This window comes from Shewanella oncorhynchi (assembly GCF_012584455.1).
Lineage (GTDB): Bacteria > Pseudomonadota > Gammaproteobacteria > Enterobacterales > Shewanellaceae > Shewanella > Shewanella oncorhynchi.
In genome coordinates, this window is record NZ_JABAEB010000003.1 from 476,964 (window position 1) to 495,539 (window position 18,576).

The window sequence follows — 18,576 nt, forward strand, 5'->3', positions numbered from 1 at the left end:
TTAGAAGTTCGCAGTGCGCGGTGCACGTGGGAAAGGAATAACATCACGAATGTTGTTCACGCCCGTCACGTAAGACACTAAACGCTCAAACCCTAGTCCAAAACCTGCATGTGGCACTGTGCCATAACGGCGCATATCACGGTACCACCAGTAATCTTCTTGGTTCAGATCCATTTCGGCTAGACGCATATCTAGCACGTCTAAACGCTCTTCACGTTGAGAGCCACCGATGATCTCACCGATACCTGGGGCTAACACGTCCATTGCGGCAACGGTTTTACCGTCATCGTTTAAGCGCATGTAGAAGGCCTTGATATCTTTTGGATAGTTTTTCACTACCACAGGGGCTTTGAAGTGTTCTTCGGCTAAGTAACGCTCATGCTCAGAAGATAAATCGATACCCCAAGACACAGGGAACTCGAAGGTTCTGCCACAGTTTTGCAGAATTTCAACCGCATCCGTGTAATCCACTTGAGCAAAATCGCTTGAAACGAAAGATTGCAGACGGTCGATCACAGTCTTATCAACGTGTTGGGCGAAGAAGGTTAAATCGTCCATACGCTCAGTCAATACGGCATTGAACGCGTATTTCAACATAGCTTCGGCAAGGCCTGCGATGTCGTTTAAGTTGGCGAAGGCGACTTCAGGCTCAACCATCCAGAATTCCGCTAAGTGGCGGCTAGTGTTTGAGTTTTCAGCACGGAAAGTCGGGCCAAAGGTATACACTTTTGACAGTGCACAGGCGTAGGTTTCAGCATTCAACTGGCCTGATACGGTCAGGAAAGCTTCTTTACCGAAGAAATCTTTATCGTAATCGACTTTACCCGCTTCAGTACGCGGCAGGTTTTCCATATCTAAGGTCGATACGCGGAACATTTCACCGGCGCCTTCGCAATCTGATGCTGTGATAAGTGGGGTCGATACCCAAATAAAGCCTTCTTCGTGGTAGAAGCGATGAATCGCTTGGGATAGACAGTTACGCACGCGGGCAACGGCACCAATAATGTTAGTACGTGGGCGTAAGTGCGCTAATTCGCGTAAATGTTCAATTGAATGACGCTTAGCGGCCATTGGGTAAGTGTCTGGATCATCAACCCAGCCAGCGACTTCAAGTTCAGTCACTTGCAGCTCAAATGCTTGGCCTGCACCAGGAGATTCCACCACGTCGCCTGTCATCACAACAGAACAACCCGCAGTCAGCTTTAACACTTCGTTGTCGTAATTATCTAAGCTATTGGGCACGACACCTTGGATAGGATTAAAGCAAGAGCCGTCGTAAACAGCTAAAAAAGAGATGCCGGCTTTAGAGTCACGACGGGTTCTGACCCAGCCACGCACTGTGACTTTAGAACCGACGGCGTGCTCACCTTTAAATACAGATGCGACAGATGCAATGCTCATTGTTGCTTAATTCTCCAACGAAACGTTTTATATGAAAATTTTGGAGGTTTATATTACCTTGCTGGTGGCTTTTCTCAAGCTGAAAAAGGTATCCTGAGGTTAATAATATCGATATTGAGCGATATAGTGAGTTAAACGGCGGGAGGCGGTATGAGGAAGACTAGAATATTTCAAATTATCCTTGCGACCTTATCCATTTTAGGCTGGGTACTGGCTGTTTATGCGTTATCAGTATTCAGTGATGCAAGGCCTGAACGCGAAATTGGCGCGTTATTTTCCCGTGGCGCTACATTTAGAGTCCATTGGGATCCACATGAAACCCAACTATTGCAGTATTTGATTTGGGTTTGTGGCGGTATTAGTTTGGTCAGTTTAGCGTTTAACTATTATGTCGCCCACCATAGCCGAATGGGATATTGGTTTAACATTCCCATGTTGCTGTTAACCTCTATTGTCGCCGGTTTGTATATCCATTTGGTGGTCTAAGCTAGCCAGTTGGCTTTTAACGGTTTAGCAATGGCAAGTGGAGTTAGAGGATATCGGCAGGAATGCTTAACTGGCGGCACAGATGGTCGATAATCGCGGCAGTCGCACCCCAGATAAACCGTTGTTGATAGGGAATAAAATGCACGCTGTAATAGCGCCCTTGGCGTAAAAAGCGTTTTTGGTGGCGATTATTCGGTTCAATAAAAAAACTTAATGGCACGGTAAAGCAATCGGCGACCTCACCGGGATCGAGTTTTAAATCAAATGCCTGCTTGATAATGCCGACCACGGGCGTGATTTCAAATCCGGTAAAAGTATTGTGGGCCGGAAATGTGCCAACCACGTCGACGTTATGCCTTGAGAGTCCAATTTCCTCTTCTGCTTCCCTTAACGCGGCCGCAATCGCATCAATATCATAGGGCTCAATTTTACCGCCTGGGAAACTGATCTGCCCCGGATGGGCGCGCAGATGAATAGGTCTTTGGGTTAAAATTAGATTCAGCTCACCGTTAATCTCCAGCAGTGGGATCAACACTGCGGCTTTGCGTAATCCAAGGTGAGGGAAGGCCGCCGGATCTTGCCGTGCTAACGGGTGCAGATTAAATCTGAGTCTAAATTCCGCTTGATCCATCGACGTTCTCGTGACTGTTTAGTATTAAAGCTTACGGCTTTTGTGACGCTGCGCCAAGCAAAGGTAAAATACGGCTGATCTTATCAAAGGTTTCTTGGTACTCGGCATCCACTTCTGAATCCGCCACTATGCCGCCGCCCGCCCAGCAATAGAGTTTGCCCTGTTCGGCCACAATAGTGCGAATGGTGATACTGGTATCCATTTGACCGTCTTGGCTGATATAACCCATAGATCCACAATAAAGGCTGCGCCGTGAAGGTTCGAGCTCTTCGATAATTTCCATGGCACGAATTTTCGGTGCGCCGGTAATTGAGCCGCCGGGAAACGCCGCGCGCAGCAAATCACTCGCAGTGAATCGGCTATCAAGCTTGGCCGTCACCGTACTGACTAAGTGATGCACGGCAGGAAAACTTTCAATTTCAAATAGATGCGGCACACGTACTGAGCCTGCTGCCGCCACTTTGCCGATATCATTACGCAGTAAATCGACAATCATGACATTTTCGGCGCGATCCTTTGGTGAGTTTGCCAGTGTATTGGCGGCTTTCACATCTAATGCGGGATCGGTATGACGCGGCAGTGTGCCTTTGATGGGTTTGCTTTGAATATCGTCACCGCGAAGCTGAATAAAGCGCTCGGGTGAAATCGATAAAATCGTGTTTTGCGGCAGACGCATAAAGGCCGAGAAGGGTGCTTTATTGGCATTGCGCAGTTGGCAATAGGCTGACCATTCATCACCTTGATAATGGGCTTCGAATCTTTGGGTTAAATTTATTTGATAGCAATCACCGCTGTGTAAATAGGCTTGAACTGCTGCAAATTTTGCCGTGTATTGGGCTTTATCGATTTGTGCTGCCCATGGGCTAGTGAGCATGAATGCGGCGGAATTTGGCTTTTTGCCGATTTTATCTTGAATTCTATTCAACTCAATGTCGAGTGCTGCTTCACCTAAATAATGCAGTAAATGCCAACATTGGGCTTGGTAATCAAAAACTAACGCCCAGTCGTAAAAGCCGATGTTCATCTCTGGCAGTTGTATATCTTGCTTGGCCGTTATCGGCAGGGATTCAATTCTGCGGCCTAAATCGTAGCTAAAACTGCCCATTGCGCCACCACTAAAGGGCAAGTCGCAATCAAAAGATTTTGAATACCAATGGGTTAATAAAGTGTTGAGTAACTCGAAGGGATCACGGTTTGGGTCTATTGCCTCGGGTAAGCTCAAGCTCGTATCGATGAGCTTTATATCGCTACGTTCACCCTTGGTTACTAACGTAGCGATAGGATTGGCGCAAATGATGTCGAATCTGGCGTCTTGATGCGGCGCGTTCGCCGAATCTAACAGAATAGCCCAAGTGTCACTTGCAAAGTGTTCGAACAGTGCTGCGGTACTTAATGTCCAGTCAAGTTGGCGTGATGCAAGCTGTTTTGACGCCCTAATTGCCATCGATTAACCCTATTCAAAATGTGATGTAGCCCAAAAAGATGTGAAAGAGTATCATATTGGCCCAGAAAGAATTAAACAAAAACAAGTTAGGCCGCAAAGGCTGCTGGAGCGCTCCTACTATGTCATCTCACCATAAAATGTCTGAAACTTCTGTGATTAAACAAGCCGACTTTATTGAAAGTGTGGCGGATGCTTTGCAATACATTTCTTATTACCACCCGAAGGATTTTGTTGATGCCATGAGCCAAGCTTATGAGCGTGAACAAAGTGCGGCGGCGAAGGATGCGATTGCCCAGATCTTAATTAACTCTCGTATGTCGGCCGAAGGTAAGCGTCCTCTGTGTCAAGATACTGGGATTGTGACCACTTTCGTGAAAGTGGGTATGGGTGTCCAATGGGACAAAACCGATATGACGATCCAGGAAATGGTCGACGAAGGTGTTCGTCGTGCCTATACCAATCCTGATAACCCACTGCGCGCATCAATAGTGTCAGATCCTGCTGGCAGCCGTAAAAATACCAAAGATAACACCCCATCTGTGGTGCATATCGACATGGTGCCTGGCAACCACATCGAAGTGGCGATTGCAGCCAAAGGCGGCGGCAGTGAAAACAAAGCTAAGATGGTGATGTTAAACCCATCTGACGATATCGCTGCATGGGTAGAAAAAACGCTACCGACCATGGGTGCGGGCTGGTGTCCACCGGGTATGCTGGGTATAGGCATTGGCGGCACGGCAGAAAAAGCGGCCGTATTAGCCAAAGAAGCGCTGATGGAAAGCGTGGATATCCATGAGTTGCTCGCCCGTGGCGCGCAAACGACCGAAGAAAAGCTGCGTTTAGACATTTTTGAGCGCGCGAACAACTTAGGCATAGGTGCCCAAGGTCTTGGCGGTTTAACCACAGTGTTAGACGTTAAAATCAAATCGGCGCCCACCCATGCGGCGTCAAAGCCAGTGGTGATGATCCCGAACTGCGCGGCTACACGCCACGTACATTTCCATTTAGATGGCTCAGGTCCTGCGGAATTAACGCCGCCATCATTGGCCGATTGGCCAGAAATCACCCGTGAAGTGGGTGATGATGTGCGCCGCGTGAACTTAGATACTGTGACTCAAGCGGATATCGAGCAGTGGCAGAGCGGTGAAACCATTCTGCTGAGCGGTAAAATGCTCACAGGTCGCGATGCTGCCCATAAGCGCATTCAAAGCCTGATTGAAAGCGGTGAAGGTCTGCCAGAAGGCGTGGACTTTACGGGTAAATTTATTTACTACGTTGGCCCCGTTGATCCAGTCGGTGCTGAAGTTGTCGGTCCTGCGGGCCCAACCACAGCAACCCGTATGGATAAATTCACTGACTTAATGTTAGAGAAAACTGGTCTTATGGGCATGATAGGTAAAGCTGAGCGCGGCCCTGCGACAGTTGAATCAATCAAAAAACACAAAGCGGTATATCTGATGGCCGTTGGCGGCGCTGCGTATTTAGTGTCTAAAGCGATTAAACATTCTCGCGTCGTGGCCTTTGCTGATTTGGGCATGGAAGCGATTTACGAGTTTGATGTGCAAGATATGCCAGTGACTGTGGCTGTGGATTCGCATGGTGTGAACGCCCATGAAACTGGCCCAGCAATTTGGAAAGTGAATATCGCCAACGCGAAAGCGTAAAGGTGAGGATGCAGCGGATTGAACTTGATGGCTTTTTAAGCAAAACAGCTTAAGTTTGAGTTCTGATATCTGTTCTTGAGGTAAAACGTTGCGCCACTGACATTTTGTCACAAAAAAATACGCTCAGGTTCGCCATTTGGCTTGCCTGAGCGTTTTTGTTTCGATAGTGTGGCAAGCTTATCTTCGAAAGATACGATCTCAGATCGTTTTTTAACATTCGTGTTTGCAGCAATGATGATTATCGAATATTTGCAAGCCTCGAACCTGTTCAACAAAAGACGGACATAACAATGAAAATAGCTCCTCTCCTATTGGCGCTCGGCGCTGCGGGACTGGCGTTATCAGCCCAAGCGGCCGATCCAACGCCTTTTACTGTGCAACAACTCATTAAACTCAATAAGATGCACTCTGCGACTGTGTCCCATGATGGCACTAAATTAGTTTATGGTCTTAAAACGGTAAACGATAAGGGAGAGGCCAGCTCGGATCTGTATCTATTAGATTTGATAGACACGAAGGCGAAACCACTGCAATTGACCTCTGCCACGGGCACTGAGCACGATGTGAGCTTCGCCAATGACGACAAGTCGATTTATTTCCTTGCCAGTCGCAGTGGTTCAAGCCAGTTATTTCAACTGCCATTAACGGGCGGTGAAGCGGTACAAGTTTCTGATTTACCTTTGGATATTGATGGCTACAAATTATCAAACGACGGTAAACAAGTTGTACTCAGCATGCGTGTATTCCCCGAGTGTAAGGACTTAGCCTGCTCAAAGGATAAATTTACCGCCGAAGCTGAGCGTAAATCGACTGGCCGTGAATACAAGCAGTTAATGGTTCGCCATTGGGATACGTGGGAAGACCACGCCCGTAACCACTTATTTGTTGGCGCTGTAAACGGTGAAAAACTGACTAAAGTAGTGGATGTGACTCAAGGTTTAGATACTGAAACGCCGCCAAAACCTTTCTCGGGTATGGAAGAAGTAACTTTCACCCCAGACGGTAAGTTTGTGGTTTATAGCGCGAAAGCCCCTAGCAAAGATCAAGCTTGGACCACTAACTATGATTTGTGGCAAGTGCCAGTGACAGGCGGCACCGCAACCAACTTAACCAAAGACAATCTTGCATGGGATGCGCAGCCAACATTTTCGAGCGATGGTCGTTACATGGCCTATTTAGCAATGAAAAAACCGGGTTTTGAAGCAGATCGTTACGGCATTATGCTGCGCGATACTAGCACAGGCCAAACCAAAGAAGTGGCGCCATTATGGGATCGCAGCCCAAGCTCACTGATGTTTGCTCCTGACAATCGTACCTTGTATGTGACGGCACAAGACCTAGGTCAAGTCTCTATTTTCCAAGTGAATACCCAATTTGGCGATGTGCGTTCTGTCTACAGTGATGGCACGAACAGTTTAATTGCGGTCACTAACGAACAACTGATTTTCGATAGCAAAACCTTAGTTGAACCGGGCGATCTCTATAGCATTACGACTGAAGGTGAAGGGCTTAAACGTCTGACCGAAGTGAATAAAGACAAATTGGCCGAGATCAAGTTTGGTAAGTTTGAACAGTTCAGCTTTAAAGGTTGGAATAACGAAGACGTTTACGGTTACTGGATCAAACCGGCGAACTTCCAAGAAGGGAAAAAATACCCAATTGCCTATCTCGTTCACGGTGGGCCGCAAGGTTCATTTGGTAATGCCTTCAGTGGTCGTTGGAATGCCCAATTATGGGCGGGTGCGGGTTATGGCGTTGTCATGGTGGATTTCCACGGCTCTACCGGTTACGGCCAAGCCTTTACGGATTCAATCAGCCAAGATTGGGGTGGTAAGCCATTAGAAGATCTACAAAAAGGTCTAGCGGCGGTGAGCCAGCAACAAAAATGGCTCGATCCGCAAAACACCTGTGCGCTCGGCGGTTCTTACGGCGGCTACATGATGAACTGGATCCAAGGTAACTGGAACGACGGTTTCAAGTGCTTAGTTAACCACGCGGGTCTGTTCGATATGCGTTCTATGTATTACGTGACCGAAGAAGTGTGGTTCGCAGAGCATGAGTTTGGCGGCACTTATTCAGATAACAAAGCGTTATATGAGAAGTTTAACCCAGTGAATTATGTTGAAAACTGGAAAACACCCATGCTGGTTATCCACGGTGAGAAGGACTTCCGTGTCCCTTATGGTCAAGGTTTAGCGGCATTCAGTTTTATGCAGCGCAAAGGGATCCCATCAGAGTTATTGATTTTCCCTGATGAAAACCATTGGATCTTAAAACCTGAAAACTTAGAGCAATGGTATGCTAATGTCTTCGGTTGGATGGACCGCTGGACTAAGCAATAACGACCAGTGCGTTTATGGGCTTTGCAGCGACGAAAGCCCATAGAAGCAAGGCTCGCCCTGATAGGATTATCATCGGCGAGTCATTTAATGCTCAACTGACAATCAAAGTATTTTTAGTCTGTATTTAAACTAAGCGTCTTCTGACCAAGTGTATTTTGATTAAGTGCCTTTTGATTCAGTATCTTAAAAAGCCAGACTTTGTTCTGGCTTTTTATTGTGTCATGAAATTTTTTAATCAAGGAGTTAAGATGAACATTCGAGCCGCAACCTTAACTGACATCCCTGAAATAAGCGTATTGCTCACTCAATTAACTCAAGAATTTATCGCCCCAACTTGCACTGCAGAGGGGGCTACAATCTTAGTTAATGCCATGTCGATAGAGGCGATTGGTAGCTACTTTGCTATGGGTTATCAGTACCATGTCGTCATAACGGACTCGGGCCAACTCGCAGGCGTAGTGGGGATGAAGGCGAATAGCCACTTGTACCATCTTTTTGTCGCCTCCCATGCGCAGGGGCAAGGCGTGGCGCGAATGTTGTGGGAACATGCCAAAGCTCAATGTTTAGCCCAAGGCAATTCGGGCATATTTACCGTGAACTCGGCGCTGAATGCGCAGGCTGTGTACTTAGGCTTTGGCTTTGTGCCCCTTGGACCCGAGCGAGAACGCGGCGGGATCCGTGATATTCCCATGCAGCTAGTGCTTTAGGTTGACTGTACTCATTTATCATCCAAACTCGAGCACTATCATTCGACTGAATAGTAATTCAACGAAAAAGCTTGAACGAAAGCACTAGGGTGCAAAGAACTTGAATAAAAAGAACTTTACCGAATAGAACTAAAAATAGAGGAATTATGGCAAATTTAACATTTTATCCCATCGGCACCGTAGGCGAAAAATGGGGCGAGGCTGAAAAAGCTGCATGGCTTGCAAGCGCCAAAATCAAGCGTTCGTATCAGGACGATGTCGTGACGCCACTCAAGGCGATGGAAGCAGCACTCTTAGCACTTGGGCTTACCGTTGTGCAATATGGCGCCTTGTCGATAAATGCGGAGCGTTACCCATTATTTGCGGTAAAAAGCCAGCAGTTTGATCCACAAAAGCCAACCGTGCTCGTGACTGGTGGCGTGCACGGTTACGAAACCAGCGGTGTTCATGGTGCCTTGGCATTTTTAGCGGATAAGGTGGCTCATTATGTTGATCGCGTCAATCTTGTGATCGCCGTGTGCGTGAGTCCTTGGGGTTACGAAACTATCAACCGTTGGAACCCTAAGGCTATCGATCCTAATCGTTCATTTTATGCCAACAGCCCTGCAGAAGAATCGGCGGCCTTGATGGCTCTAGTTGCTTCAGTTGAGCAAGGTTTTGATGTGCATGTGGACTTACATGAAACCACGGATTCCGATGAATTAGAATTTCGTCCAGCACTTTGCGCCCGTGATGGAAAAGAGTACGTCAAAGGAACTATCCCAGATGGTTTTTATGCTGTGGGTGATACCGAAAACTCAATGGATGCCTTTCAGAAAGCCATTATTGATGGTGTGAGTAAAGTGACGCACATTGCTCCTGCCGATGAGAAAGGCGAGATCATTGGCTCGACTGTGGTGCAGCACGGGGTGATTAACTATCCGCTTAAGTCATTAGGGCTTTGCAGCAGTGTCACTGGTTGTATCTATAACACAACGACAGAAGTGTACCCAGATAGCCCAACGGCCACGCCAGCAGAGTGTAATTTGGCGCAGGTTGCGGCAATCACTAGTGCCATCGATTATGTGCTGGCGCAGCGTTAGTCGCTTTTTAGTGATGAGCTGTTTAGTGAGGGTCAGTCGAATTCACGGTTAGTGAAGCAATTTTACGTTTCATATCCACGGTTTACATCACGGTAAAACACGGTAATAAATCATGCAATAAAAAGCCCTCATTCGAGGGCTTCTTCATTTATGTCGCGAGGCTTTTATTAAGCTCGTGCCTAGCATTGGCAGGCGATACCTAGTTGTTGTCGCTATAGGCTCGGCCATAATAGCTATCGAGGAACAGTTGTTTCAGCTCGTTAATCAATGGGTAACGTGGGTTGGCACCGGTACATTGATCATCGAACGCATCTTCGGCTAATTCATCTAACTTGGCGAGGAAGTCGGCTTCGTTGACACCGGCTTCTTGGATAGAAGCAGGAATGCCAATCGTCTTCTTGAGGTGTGTGATTTTCTCAAGCAATTTTTCGACTTTTTCTTCATCCGTCTTTCCGCCTAGTTTCAAGTGATCTGCGATGGCAGCATAACGGCACAGGGCTTTTGGCCTGTCGTATTGGCTAAAGGCCGCTTGCTTAGTGGGCAGATCCGTTGCGTTAAAGCGTATTACGTTGTTGATCAGCAGCGCATTGGCTAGGCCATGGGCGAGATGGAACTCGGCGCCCAGTTTGTGTGCCATTGAGTGGCAAATCCCAAGGAAAGCGTTAGCAAAGGCGATACCCGCAATAGTGGCGCCATTGTGGACCTTTTCACGGGCGACAGGTGATTGTGAACCCAAGTTGTAGGCATCGGGTAAATATTTGCACAGTAAGTCGAGGGCTTGTAGCGCTTGGCCATCGCTGTACTCATTCGCCATCACGCTGACATAGGCTTCTAATGCATGGGTCACCGCATCTATGCCACCAAAGGCGGTGAGGGATTTAGGCATGTCCATCACAAGATTTGGATCAACAATCGCCATATTGGGCGTGAGTTGATAGTCGGCAATCGGGTATTTTTTACCGGTAATTTCGTCTGTCACTACCGCAAAAGGTGTGACTTCTGAGCCAGTGCCTGAAGTCGTCGGAATTGCCACCATCATGGCTTTGGTGCCCATTTTGGGGAATTTGTAGATACGTTTACGAATGTCCATAAAGCGCAATGCTAGATCGGCAAAATCCACATCTGGATGCTCGTACATTACCCAAATAATCTTAGCCGCATCCATTGGTGAGCCGCCGCCGAGCGCAATTATCACATCGGGTTTAAAGCTTTGAGCGACCTTAGCGCCTTGACGGACTATGGCTAATGTGGGGTCGGCTTCAACATCGTAAAAAATTTCGGTTTCAAGGCCTTGGGCTTTTAAAATCCGCATGGTTTCATCGCAATAACCGTGATTGAACAAAAATCTGTCTGTGATGATTAAGGCGCGTTTTTTATCGCTCAGTTCTTCGAGCGCGATGGGCAAACTACCGCGGCGGAAATAGATAGATGCAGGAAGCTTATGCCACAACATGTTTTCGGCCCTCTTAGCGACGGTTTTTTTATTGATTAGATGACTCGGGCCAACGTTTTCTGAAATCGAGTTGCCGCCCCAAGAACCACAGCCTAAAGTGAGCGAAGGTGCCAGTTTGAAGTTGTACAGATCGCCAATACCGCCCTGTGAAGCTGGGGTGTTGATCAAGATACGCGCCGTTTTCATTCTAAAACCAAAGGCATGTACACGTTCGGTTTGGGTATCTTGGTCGGTATAAAGCCCTGATGTGTGGCCAATGCCGCCGAGTGCGACTAAAGCTTCAGCTTTATCCATGGCATCGTTAAAGTCGATGGCGCGGTACATACCAAGCAGTGGTGATAATTTTTCATGGGCGAAGGCTTCGCTGTCGCAAATGTCGGTGACTTCACCGATCAACACTTTGGTCCAGTGCGGCACTTCAAAGCCCGCCATTTGCGCGATACTGGCGGCGCTTTGGCCAACGATATCGGCATTTAAGCCACCATTTTTTAAAATGACCTGCTGCATCGCCGCGGCTTCATCCTTCGACAGCATATAGCCACCGTGGGTTGCGAAACGCTCTTTAACCTGCTCATAAATACTGTCGACCACAATTACCGCTTGCTCTGACGCACAAACCACACCGTTATCGAAGGTTTTTGACATGAGAATCGAACTGACTGCGCGTTTGATGTCGGCGGTTTCATCGATAACAATAGGCGTGTTACCCGCACCTACGCCAATAGCAGGTTTACCGGAAGAGTAGGCGGCTTTCACCATGCCTGGGCCTCCCGTTGCGAGGATTAAATTGACCTTAGGGTGAGTCATTAATTGATTTGATAGTGCAACGCTGGGTTCATCAATCCAACCAATAATGTCTTTGGGTGCGCCCGCGGCTATGGCAGCATCCAGCACTAATTTTGCTGCGGTTGTGGTTGAAACTTTGGCCCTAGGATGGGGCGAGAAGATAATTGCGTTACGGGTTTTAAGGCTGATTAAGGCCTTAAATATCGCGGTCGATGTGGGGTTCGTGGTGGGGACTATGCCACAGATAATGCCTACGGGTTCAGCAATGGTAATAGTACCGAAGGTGACATCTTCAGATAAAATTCCGCAGGTTTTTTCATCTTTATATTTGTTATAAATGTATTCGGAGGCAAAGTGGTTTTTAATTACTTTGTCTTCAACTACACCCATGCGGGTTTCTGCAGCGGCCATTTTGGCCAGCGAGATACGCGCATCGGCAGCGGCAAGGGCCGCTGCACGGAAAATTTTATCGACTTGCGCTTGGCTGAATGTTGCATACTCGGCTTGTGCTTTGGCCACTCGCTCGACCATGAGATCCAGTTCTTGTGCATTGGTCACTGTCATGATTAATACTCCTAAAAAGATTTAGTGAATCAAGGCATTCACTAAATCCTCTTTATGGTAGAAAATTACACCTAAAGCCGCGTTGAAAGTGTGATATCAACGACAATATCGTGCTTTTATGTAATAAAACTACACTTAGGGTAACTTGTTTGTTTAAAATTGCGCTGAAAATGCATCGGCTTCGATAACTAAATATTATTCGAAGTTGTGATTTAACCTCAAAAATCTCATTTTTCAGTCAATAGCGCTTGAGATACTATACTTGCCCTCAAGCTTATTTTGATGAAGACGGCGTGACACGCACATAAGGATAGTCCCTTGGAGTTAACTCTTTACATTAAATTTTTTCTTGGCCTCGTTGCCATCATTAATCCGGTTGGCTTGTTGCCTGTGTTTGTGAGCTTAACGAGCCATCAAACGGAGGCTGAGCGGAATCACACGGGTAAAGTAGCGAACTTTGCGGTTGTGGTGATTCTCTTAGTCACGATTGTGGCGGGGCAGCACATTCTGAATATGTTCAGCATTTCGTTATCAGCCTTTAGAATTGCTGGTGGCAGCCTGATTGCCATTATTGCGATGTCAATGTTGCAAGGTAAGTTAGGCGAAGTAAAGCGTAACCAAGAGGAAGACCGCGAATCCTCGGCGATGGAATCTGTGGCGGTTGTGCCTTTGGCTTTGCCACTGATGGCGGGACCTGGCGCTATCAGTTCGGTGATTGTCTTTGCCGCTGAGCATAATTCATTGTCGAACATTATTGCGATGTTCATTACTGTGATAGTGTTTGGTTTAGTGAGTTTTGGCCTGTTTAGAATGGCATCTATCATTTATAAGATCCTCGGCAAAACGGGTATTAACGTGATTACCCGTCTCATGGGACTCTTGATGTTATCTATTGGTATCGAAGTCATTGCGGCTGGTGTGAAGGGATTATTCCCACAGCTTTTCAGCTAGAGTCATCTTCAGTCACAGATTAAGTGTTCCTTTCTCTAGAAAAACGTATTGGAATTTTCAATGCGTTTTTTATTTCTATCTGATCCTTGTTTGACGTTTCTCAAGTTTGCTCTGCGATTAGCAAAATCTAAACTATTGATGGAATATGAGGGAAATCCTCGTTTATCAGGATATTAGCTTGTGCAATTTCAATAAACCTTAGTCGTCCTACGGTTGATATTATGCTATACCTAGTGTTCGGTATTTGGATCTAAAACTAAGTTTAAAAGGATATTTCTATGAAATGGCAATGGATTGGTAATCTCAGTCTAAAACAAAAATTATTAATGGTTGTCTTGCCTCCGCTGTTAGCCTGTTTTTTATGTGGCACGCTTTACCTCATTGAAAAATATGAATATAGAAAAGATTTAACCTTAGTGGTGCAATTAAGCGAGCTAGCTGTCACCAACAGTAACTTAGTGCATGAGTTACAAAAAGAGCGCGGCATGAGTGCTGGATTTATTGGCTCAGCAGGAAAAGCGTTTGCGGGTAAAATACCTGGTCAAAGACAATTAACGGATACGCAGCTCGGCCTCTATCAGCGTTTTATCACTGAGAATCATCTGCCGGAGATATTTGCCCCAAAACTTAGAGAGTTAAACGCTCAACTTGGGCGTTTGAATGCCATCCGCTCGCAGGTGGATAGTTTAAGTATCAGTGTCGCCGATGAAGTTGCCTATTATACTGAGTTAAATAAGTTATTACTGACGATAGTCGATGAAACCGCAAAAACGGGTGCTAATCAAGAAATCGCCATTAAAGCGACGGCTTTTAGTGCTTTTTTGCAATTAAAGGAAAGGGCGGGGATTGAAAGGGCGGTACTCAGCTCAACCTTTGGCCAAGCTGGATTTAAGCCTAAGGTTTATGCCAAATTTATCACTTTGGTTTCAGAGCAAAATACCTATCAAGAGCGTTTTTTAGCGCTAGCAAATTCTGATTTATTATCCTCGTTTAACCGTTTACAGAGTTCAGCTGCAATGCATGACGTTGAGTTGTTACGTCAAATCGCATTCGAGCAAGATAATCAAAAAATCCTGCAACAAAGTCCCGAAGAGTGGTTCAGTAAATCGACCGCCCGGATTGAGCTATTACGTGAGTTTGAACAGCAAGTCTCGGCAGATTTACTTAATACTACCCATGAAAGATTAACATTAGCGAATGAGAAAATGTTCTTAGTGCTCGCGACCTTAATCTCAGTATTGGCGATAGTCTTGATATTGAGTCTATCTGTTATCCGTTATTTGCATGACAGTGTGCATCACTTATATTCGACCATCACGCAAGCCCGTAAACATTACGACTTAAGTGTGCGTCTGACTCACTCTAGCTCCGATGAATTCGGTGAACTCGCCATCGCCTTTAACGACATGATGAGTGATTTTGAAAAAGTGATCCTACATGTACGTTCCAGTGGCGCTAAATTGCAACAAGCTGTGGCGCAAATGGATCTCTGTACCCATGCCATGGAGCAAGATGTGATGGCGGGCCACAGTGAGGCAGAACAAGTGGCCTCCGCTATGACAGAAATGAGTGCAACAGTGGCCGAGATTGCCAGCAATGCAGTGCAGGCATCCGAAGCGTCTTCCGCCGCCAATATAGAGGCTAAAGAAGGCAACCTCGAAGTCGGCCGAACCAGCAAAGCGATCAAAGCGTTAGCCGACGATATTAGTGGAGCTTCTAAAGCCATTAACGATTTAGACCGTGAAATTCACGGCATAGTGGTAGTGCTTGAAGTGATCAGCAGTATTGCTGAGCAAACTAATTTACTCGCGCTTAATGCCGCCATTGAAGCTGCCCGCGCAGGGGAAATGGGCCGCGGTTTTGCTGTAGTTGCAGACGAAGTCCGAAGTTTAGCGCAGCGCTCACAAACCTCGACCTCTGACATTAAAAATATGACAGATAGATTGAAGGCGGGAGCGAGCATTGCAGTAAAAGCCATGGACAGAGGATTAGCTCAGGCTAATAGCAGTGTCCATGAAGCTGAACAGGCAGGCATCGAATTGAAACGTATTGTGGAGCAAGTAGACATTATTGACCGCATGAACGAGCAAATTGCCACAGCAACCCATGAGCAATCGGCGGTATCCGAAGACGTAAATCGTAATGCACTGAAGATCAGTGAGATTTACCTTAATACTCAAAGGATCTCCGATGAGCTTAGGGAACTGACCAAAGCCCTGACGTTTGACGCGAATTCAATGTCAAAAGAAGTGCACAAATTTACCGTCAATTAACGGTATAAAACGGTGAAAAGATTCAAGAAATCACGGCGGTTTGTTTAGCAATTGTGCAACCGCCTGAAACTGAGTCTTTTTTACTTGACCCCCTTTAGGCTTTTGCGTACAGTACCGCTCCGTTAACGATGAAAGCCTCTCGGCAAGGCTATACGAAATCGTTAGTGATTCTTGAACGTGAAAGATTAACCACGCTAACATAAATCGACATATGGTGAGGTGTCCGAGTGGCCGAAGGAGCACGCCTGGAAAGTGTGTATACGGTAACGTATCGAGGGTTCGACTCCCTCTCTCACCGCCAAATTCTAAGAAGCCGCAATTACTTATATATCAAGTAATTGCGGCTTTTTGCGTTTGCTGAGAAACGCTGGTGTACCAATGAGGTGTACCAACATGGCAACTTATCTTCATAAAAATCGTAATGGCAATTACTACTGTCGCATCCCTTTTCCTGCCAGCTTAAAAGCCGTTGGTTTTCCCTCTGAAGTAAGGTTCTCTCTCAGAACAAAGGATAGAAGCGAAGCTATGGTTTCTAACCTTGAAATAGCACTTAAAACAAAGTTGTTGATCGAGGAAATCAAAGTGGCAGAAATGTCTGAAGGTTTGAAAAACAAGGTCATTCAGAAAAGAACCGAAATTCGCGTACAAGAACGAATGCAGGTTGAAATCGATAAGAAAAACAAGCAGTACATAGAGCAGTTGAAGGCATCTATCCAGTTGAAAAATCAATTGCAGGTTGCTGAAGGCCGCAATCAGGAATTGATTAATCAGAATCAAGCGATAAAAGACAAAGCAAGAAAAATACACTCTGTCGCAAAGGTAAAAATTGAGAGTAACGAATTAGCACATCAAAAATTCACCGATTTTATTAGTGAAAACATCGGTATAAATAATGCTCGGTCATCAAAAATTATTAGAACATTAGAGGAGTTACAAACCGAGTTTTTAGCGGATAAATTACGAGATCAAATTTTTAATAAGTCATTGAAGCAACTTAAGTTAAGAACGGGTGCATTAGTTCATTTTGCTGGTGGCTCGACAAGAATTTCAGATCTTACATACGGAGATGCACGTAACTTTCAGGAGCATATCACTGAGGGAAGAAGCGGAAAGACCGTTAGTGAGTATTTAAGCGCCTGTAGCCAGATGTTTAAATATGCAAGCAAATTAGAATACGTTGAGAAGAATCACTTTAGTGGCTTAAAAGTACCAAATTCTGCGGCGGGTAAACGTCAACGATGGACGAGTGAACAATTACTGAATTTGTTCAGTTGTGAGATTTTTACAGAGCACAAGTTTAAGAATATTGATGATTACTGGCTTCCACTTATCATGTTACATACTGGCGCTCGCCCGTCTGAGATCTGTCAGTTAGAAACAGCGGATTACAAGGTGTTATTTGACACCCCGTGTTTGTCGATTACAGATGATTCTGTATATGAAGACAGTGAGAAGCGCGTTAAAAATAAAAATGCTAAGCGTATTGTTCCTATCCATCACAAACTCATTGAATTAGGTTTCTTAAAGTTTGTTGAAACCAAAGTGAAGGCCGGAAACAGGCAGTTATTTAGCTCAACCGCAATAGGTGAAGATAAGGACTGGTCTAAAGGATTCACGCAGAGATTCAGTCGAACTTTAACGAAACTCGGGCTAGAAGCAGGAAATCGGCCTACAGCGTATGGTTTTAGGCATACAGTAAAGGACGAATTTAAGCTCAAAGAATCAACTAAAGATATCGTTACTGAGTTGATCGGTCATGAAAAGGAGACCTTTGGGGAGAATCAATACACTCACAGTGAGTTTGATATTGCTCGTAAATTAGAAGTTCTGCATCAAGGGCTTAATTTTGATCATGAGTTGATTCAGGTCGCTCCAGATCCGTTATTGCGATAGGTTTTATTTGGTGTGTTTTTGGGGTTAATTTTCAAAAAATACCTCAAAAACATTGAAGCAGATGGATTCTACTAAGTCGATTTTTTCTAGGACTTTGGTCTTTTCTGTTCCGTAACTATTTAAAATTCCGTAGTTAAGTGATGAGTTTGATAAGCATTTGTATATCAATAGGTTCACGGTATATCTTAGTCGAAACCGAGACAAACAAGTGCAGGAAAACCATGAAAGTCAAAGTCACATTTACCGCAAACCCCGTATTAGTTAAAGTTCGTTATATGGATGAATCAAACCAAGTTCAGTGGAATGTTTACGGTAATCATGTCGACAGAATCTTCTCTGTGGGAGAAGTTAAAATCCCTAAATTGTATTTTCATGCCGGAGTATGTGCATTAGAACTTTATGAAGGCTCTCAGGAAGCATTTGGTGAGGTTTTAACGCTTGATGAATACCAATGGTGCTATGCGTTGATGGTAGCCTGTGAACTCTTTCCTGAATACGTTCAAGAATATTCATTAAGCTAACCACTTTGAAACAAGATATACCGGCGTCTATCCGAGGTCAGGGAGACGCCTTTGAGTTATTAAGACGCTGAGTCTGCAATTATAGCGTTTCGAAGTGTCTCATAATGCTCTTTAGCTTGTTGTGTTGTTGCGCGGCTAGCGTAAATGTGTACGGGAGCTTTTAGTGCATAGAACGTCTGTTTGATAGCCTCCTTCCATATGACACACTTATCATTCAATTTAATCTGACGATTTTTATTGGCAACCCACTCAACAACCGCTTTACGCAATATATTTCTCAATTTCTCTTCAGAGCCTTGATCTGTAGTGGCACACTAATTTTGGCCACCTAAATAGAGGTGATATTATTACCTCGTAGATGACTTTAGGTGAAAACAT

13 protein-coding genes and 1 tRNA gene are annotated in these 18,576 nt (G+C 45.5%); 10 read left to right on the forward strand and 4 right to left on the reverse strand.

The window, feature by feature from the left end:
• Nucleotides 1-1,401, reverse strand: a complete 1,401-nt coding sequence (asnS, locus tag HGO26_RS06745) for an asparagine--tRNA ligase (RefSeq protein WP_105252305.1) — start codon at nt 1,399-1,401, stop codon at nt 1-3.
• A gap of 150 nt (nt 1,402-1,551) precedes the next feature.
• On the opposite strand from asnS, the gene HGO26_RS06750 reads away from it, so the two are divergent.
• Nucleotides 1,552-1,887 carry a hypothetical protein gene (locus HGO26_RS06750; RefSeq protein ID WP_028760140.1) on the forward strand — a complete coding sequence of 112 codons (336 nt, stop codon included), beginning with the start codon at nt 1,552-1,554 and terminating at the stop codon, nt 1,885-1,887.
• A gap of 43 nt (nt 1,888-1,930) precedes the next feature.
• Here the strand turns inward: HGO26_RS06750 and HGO26_RS06755 are convergent, their stop codons facing one another.
• Nucleotides 1,931-2,518, reverse strand: a complete 588-nt coding sequence (locus HGO26_RS06755; RefSeq protein WP_168824084.1) for a CoA pyrophosphatase — start codon at nt 2,516-2,518, stop codon at nt 1,931-1,933.
• Nucleotides 2,519-2,549: 31 nt separating this feature from the next.
• Nucleotides 2,550-3,962, reverse strand: a complete 1,413-nt coding sequence (pabB, locus tag HGO26_RS06760) for an aminodeoxychorismate synthase component I (RefSeq protein WP_168824086.1) — start codon at nt 3,960-3,962, stop codon at nt 2,550-2,552.
• Nucleotides 3,963-4,081: 119 nt separating this feature from the next.
• On the opposite strand from pabB, the gene HGO26_RS06765 reads away from it, so the two are divergent.
• The 4 genes from HGO26_RS06765 to HGO26_RS06780 all read left to right on the forward strand — a co-directional run bounded on the left by HGO26_RS06765 (nt 4,082) and on the right by HGO26_RS06780 (nt 9,757).
• Complete coding sequence (locus HGO26_RS06765) at nt 4,082-5,626, forward strand: fumarate hydratase (RefSeq protein ID WP_168824126.1); 1,545 nt, start codon at nt 4,082-4,084, stop codon at nt 5,624-5,626.
• A 290-nt stretch (nt 5,627-5,916) separates the two neighbouring features.
• A complete protein-coding gene (locus HGO26_RS06770; RefSeq protein ID WP_113939551.1) occupies nt 5,917-7,968 on the forward strand; it encodes a S9 family peptidase in 2,052 nt (683 codons plus the stop codon).
• A gap of 248 nt (nt 7,969-8,216) precedes the next feature.
• Nucleotides 8,217-8,675, forward strand: a complete 459-nt coding sequence (locus tag HGO26_RS06775; protein ID WP_168824088.1) for a GNAT family N-acetyltransferase — start codon at nt 8,217-8,219, stop codon at nt 8,673-8,675.
• Nucleotides 8,676-8,821: 146 nt separating this feature from the next.
• A complete protein-coding gene (locus HGO26_RS06780) occupies nt 8,822-9,757 on the forward strand; it encodes a M14 family metallopeptidase (RefSeq protein WP_168824090.1) in 936 nt (311 codons plus the stop codon).
• 199 nt (nt 9,758-9,956) lie between these two features.
• Here HGO26_RS06780 and adhE read toward each other — a convergent pair whose 3' ends face one another.
• On the reverse strand, nt 9,957-12,560 hold the full coding sequence (adhE, locus tag HGO26_RS06785) for a bifunctional acetaldehyde-CoA/alcohol dehydrogenase (RefSeq protein WP_168824092.1): 2,604 nt from the start codon (nt 12,558-12,560) through the stop codon (nt 9,957-9,959).
• Between the two features lie 318 nt (nt 12,561-12,878).
• On the opposite strand from adhE, the gene HGO26_RS06790 reads away from it, so the two are divergent.
• From HGO26_RS06790 to HGO26_RS06810, 5 genes are all read left to right on the forward strand, one after another.
• Complete coding sequence (locus HGO26_RS06790; RefSeq protein WP_168824094.1) at nt 12,879-13,511, forward strand: YchE family NAAT transporter; 633 nt, start codon at nt 12,879-12,881, stop codon at nt 13,509-13,511.
• A 278-nt stretch (nt 13,512-13,789) separates the two neighbouring features.
• Nucleotides 13,790-15,784: a methyl-accepting chemotaxis protein gene (locus HGO26_RS06795; protein WP_105252312.1), complete on the forward strand. Its 1,995-nt coding sequence runs from the start codon at nt 13,790-13,792 to the stop codon at nt 15,782-15,784.
• Nucleotides 15,785-15,997: 213 nt separating this feature from the next.
• Nucleotides 15,998-16,085, forward strand: a tRNA-Ser gene (locus HGO26_RS06800).
• Between the two features lie 92 nt (nt 16,086-16,177).
• Nucleotides 16,178-17,677, forward strand: a complete 1,500-nt coding sequence (locus tag HGO26_RS06805) for a site-specific integrase (RefSeq protein ID WP_168824096.1) — start codon at nt 16,178-16,180, stop codon at nt 17,675-17,677.
• A 221-nt stretch (nt 17,678-17,898) separates the two neighbouring features.
• Nucleotides 17,899-18,198, forward strand: a complete 300-nt coding sequence (locus HGO26_RS06810) for a hypothetical protein (protein WP_168824098.1) — start codon at nt 17,899-17,901, stop codon at nt 18,196-18,198.
• The last annotated feature ends 378 nt before the right edge of the window (nt 18,199-18,576 follow it).

Bases quoted from the DNA above. Each gene is read 5' to 3' on its own strand.
- asnS (WP_105252305.1), bottom strand. From the start codon at position 1,401: ATGAGCATTGCATCTGTCGCATCTGTATTTAAAGGTGAGCACGCCGTC.
- HGO26_RS06750 (WP_028760140.1), top strand. From the start codon at position 1,552: ATGAGGAAGACTAGAATATTTCAAATTATCCTTGCGACCTTATCCATT.
- HGO26_RS06755 (WP_168824084.1), bottom strand. From the start codon at position 2,518: ATGGATCAAGCGGAATTTAGACTCAGATTTAATCTGCACCCGTTAGCA.
- pabB (WP_168824086.1), bottom strand. From the start codon at position 3,962: ATGGCAATTAGGGCGTCAAAACAGCTTGCATCACGCCAACTTGACTGG.
- HGO26_RS06765 (WP_168824126.1), top strand. From the start codon at position 4,082: ATGTCATCTCACCATAAAATGTCTGAAACTTCTGTGATTAAACAAGCC.
- HGO26_RS06770 (WP_113939551.1), top strand. From the start codon at position 5,917: ATGAAAATAGCTCCTCTCCTATTGGCGCTCGGCGCTGCGGGACTGGCG.
- HGO26_RS06775 (WP_168824088.1), top strand. From the start codon at position 8,217: ATGAACATTCGAGCCGCAACCTTAACTGACATCCCTGAAATAAGCGTA.
- HGO26_RS06780 (WP_168824090.1), top strand. From the start codon at position 8,822: ATGGCAAATTTAACATTTTATCCCATCGGCACCGTAGGCGAAAAATGG.
- adhE (WP_168824092.1), bottom strand. From the start codon at position 12,560: ATGACAGTGACCAATGCACAAGAACTGGATCTCATGGTCGAGCGAGTG.
- HGO26_RS06795 (WP_105252312.1), top strand. From the start codon at position 13,790: ATGAAATGGCAATGGATTGGTAATCTCAGTCTAAAACAAAAATTATTA.
- HGO26_RS06805 (WP_168824096.1), top strand. From the start codon at position 16,178: ATGGCAACTTATCTTCATAAAAATCGTAATGGCAATTACTACTGTCGC.
- HGO26_RS06810 (WP_168824098.1), top strand. From the start codon at position 17,899: ATGAAAGTCAAAGTCACATTTACCGCAAACCCCGTATTAGTTAAAGTT.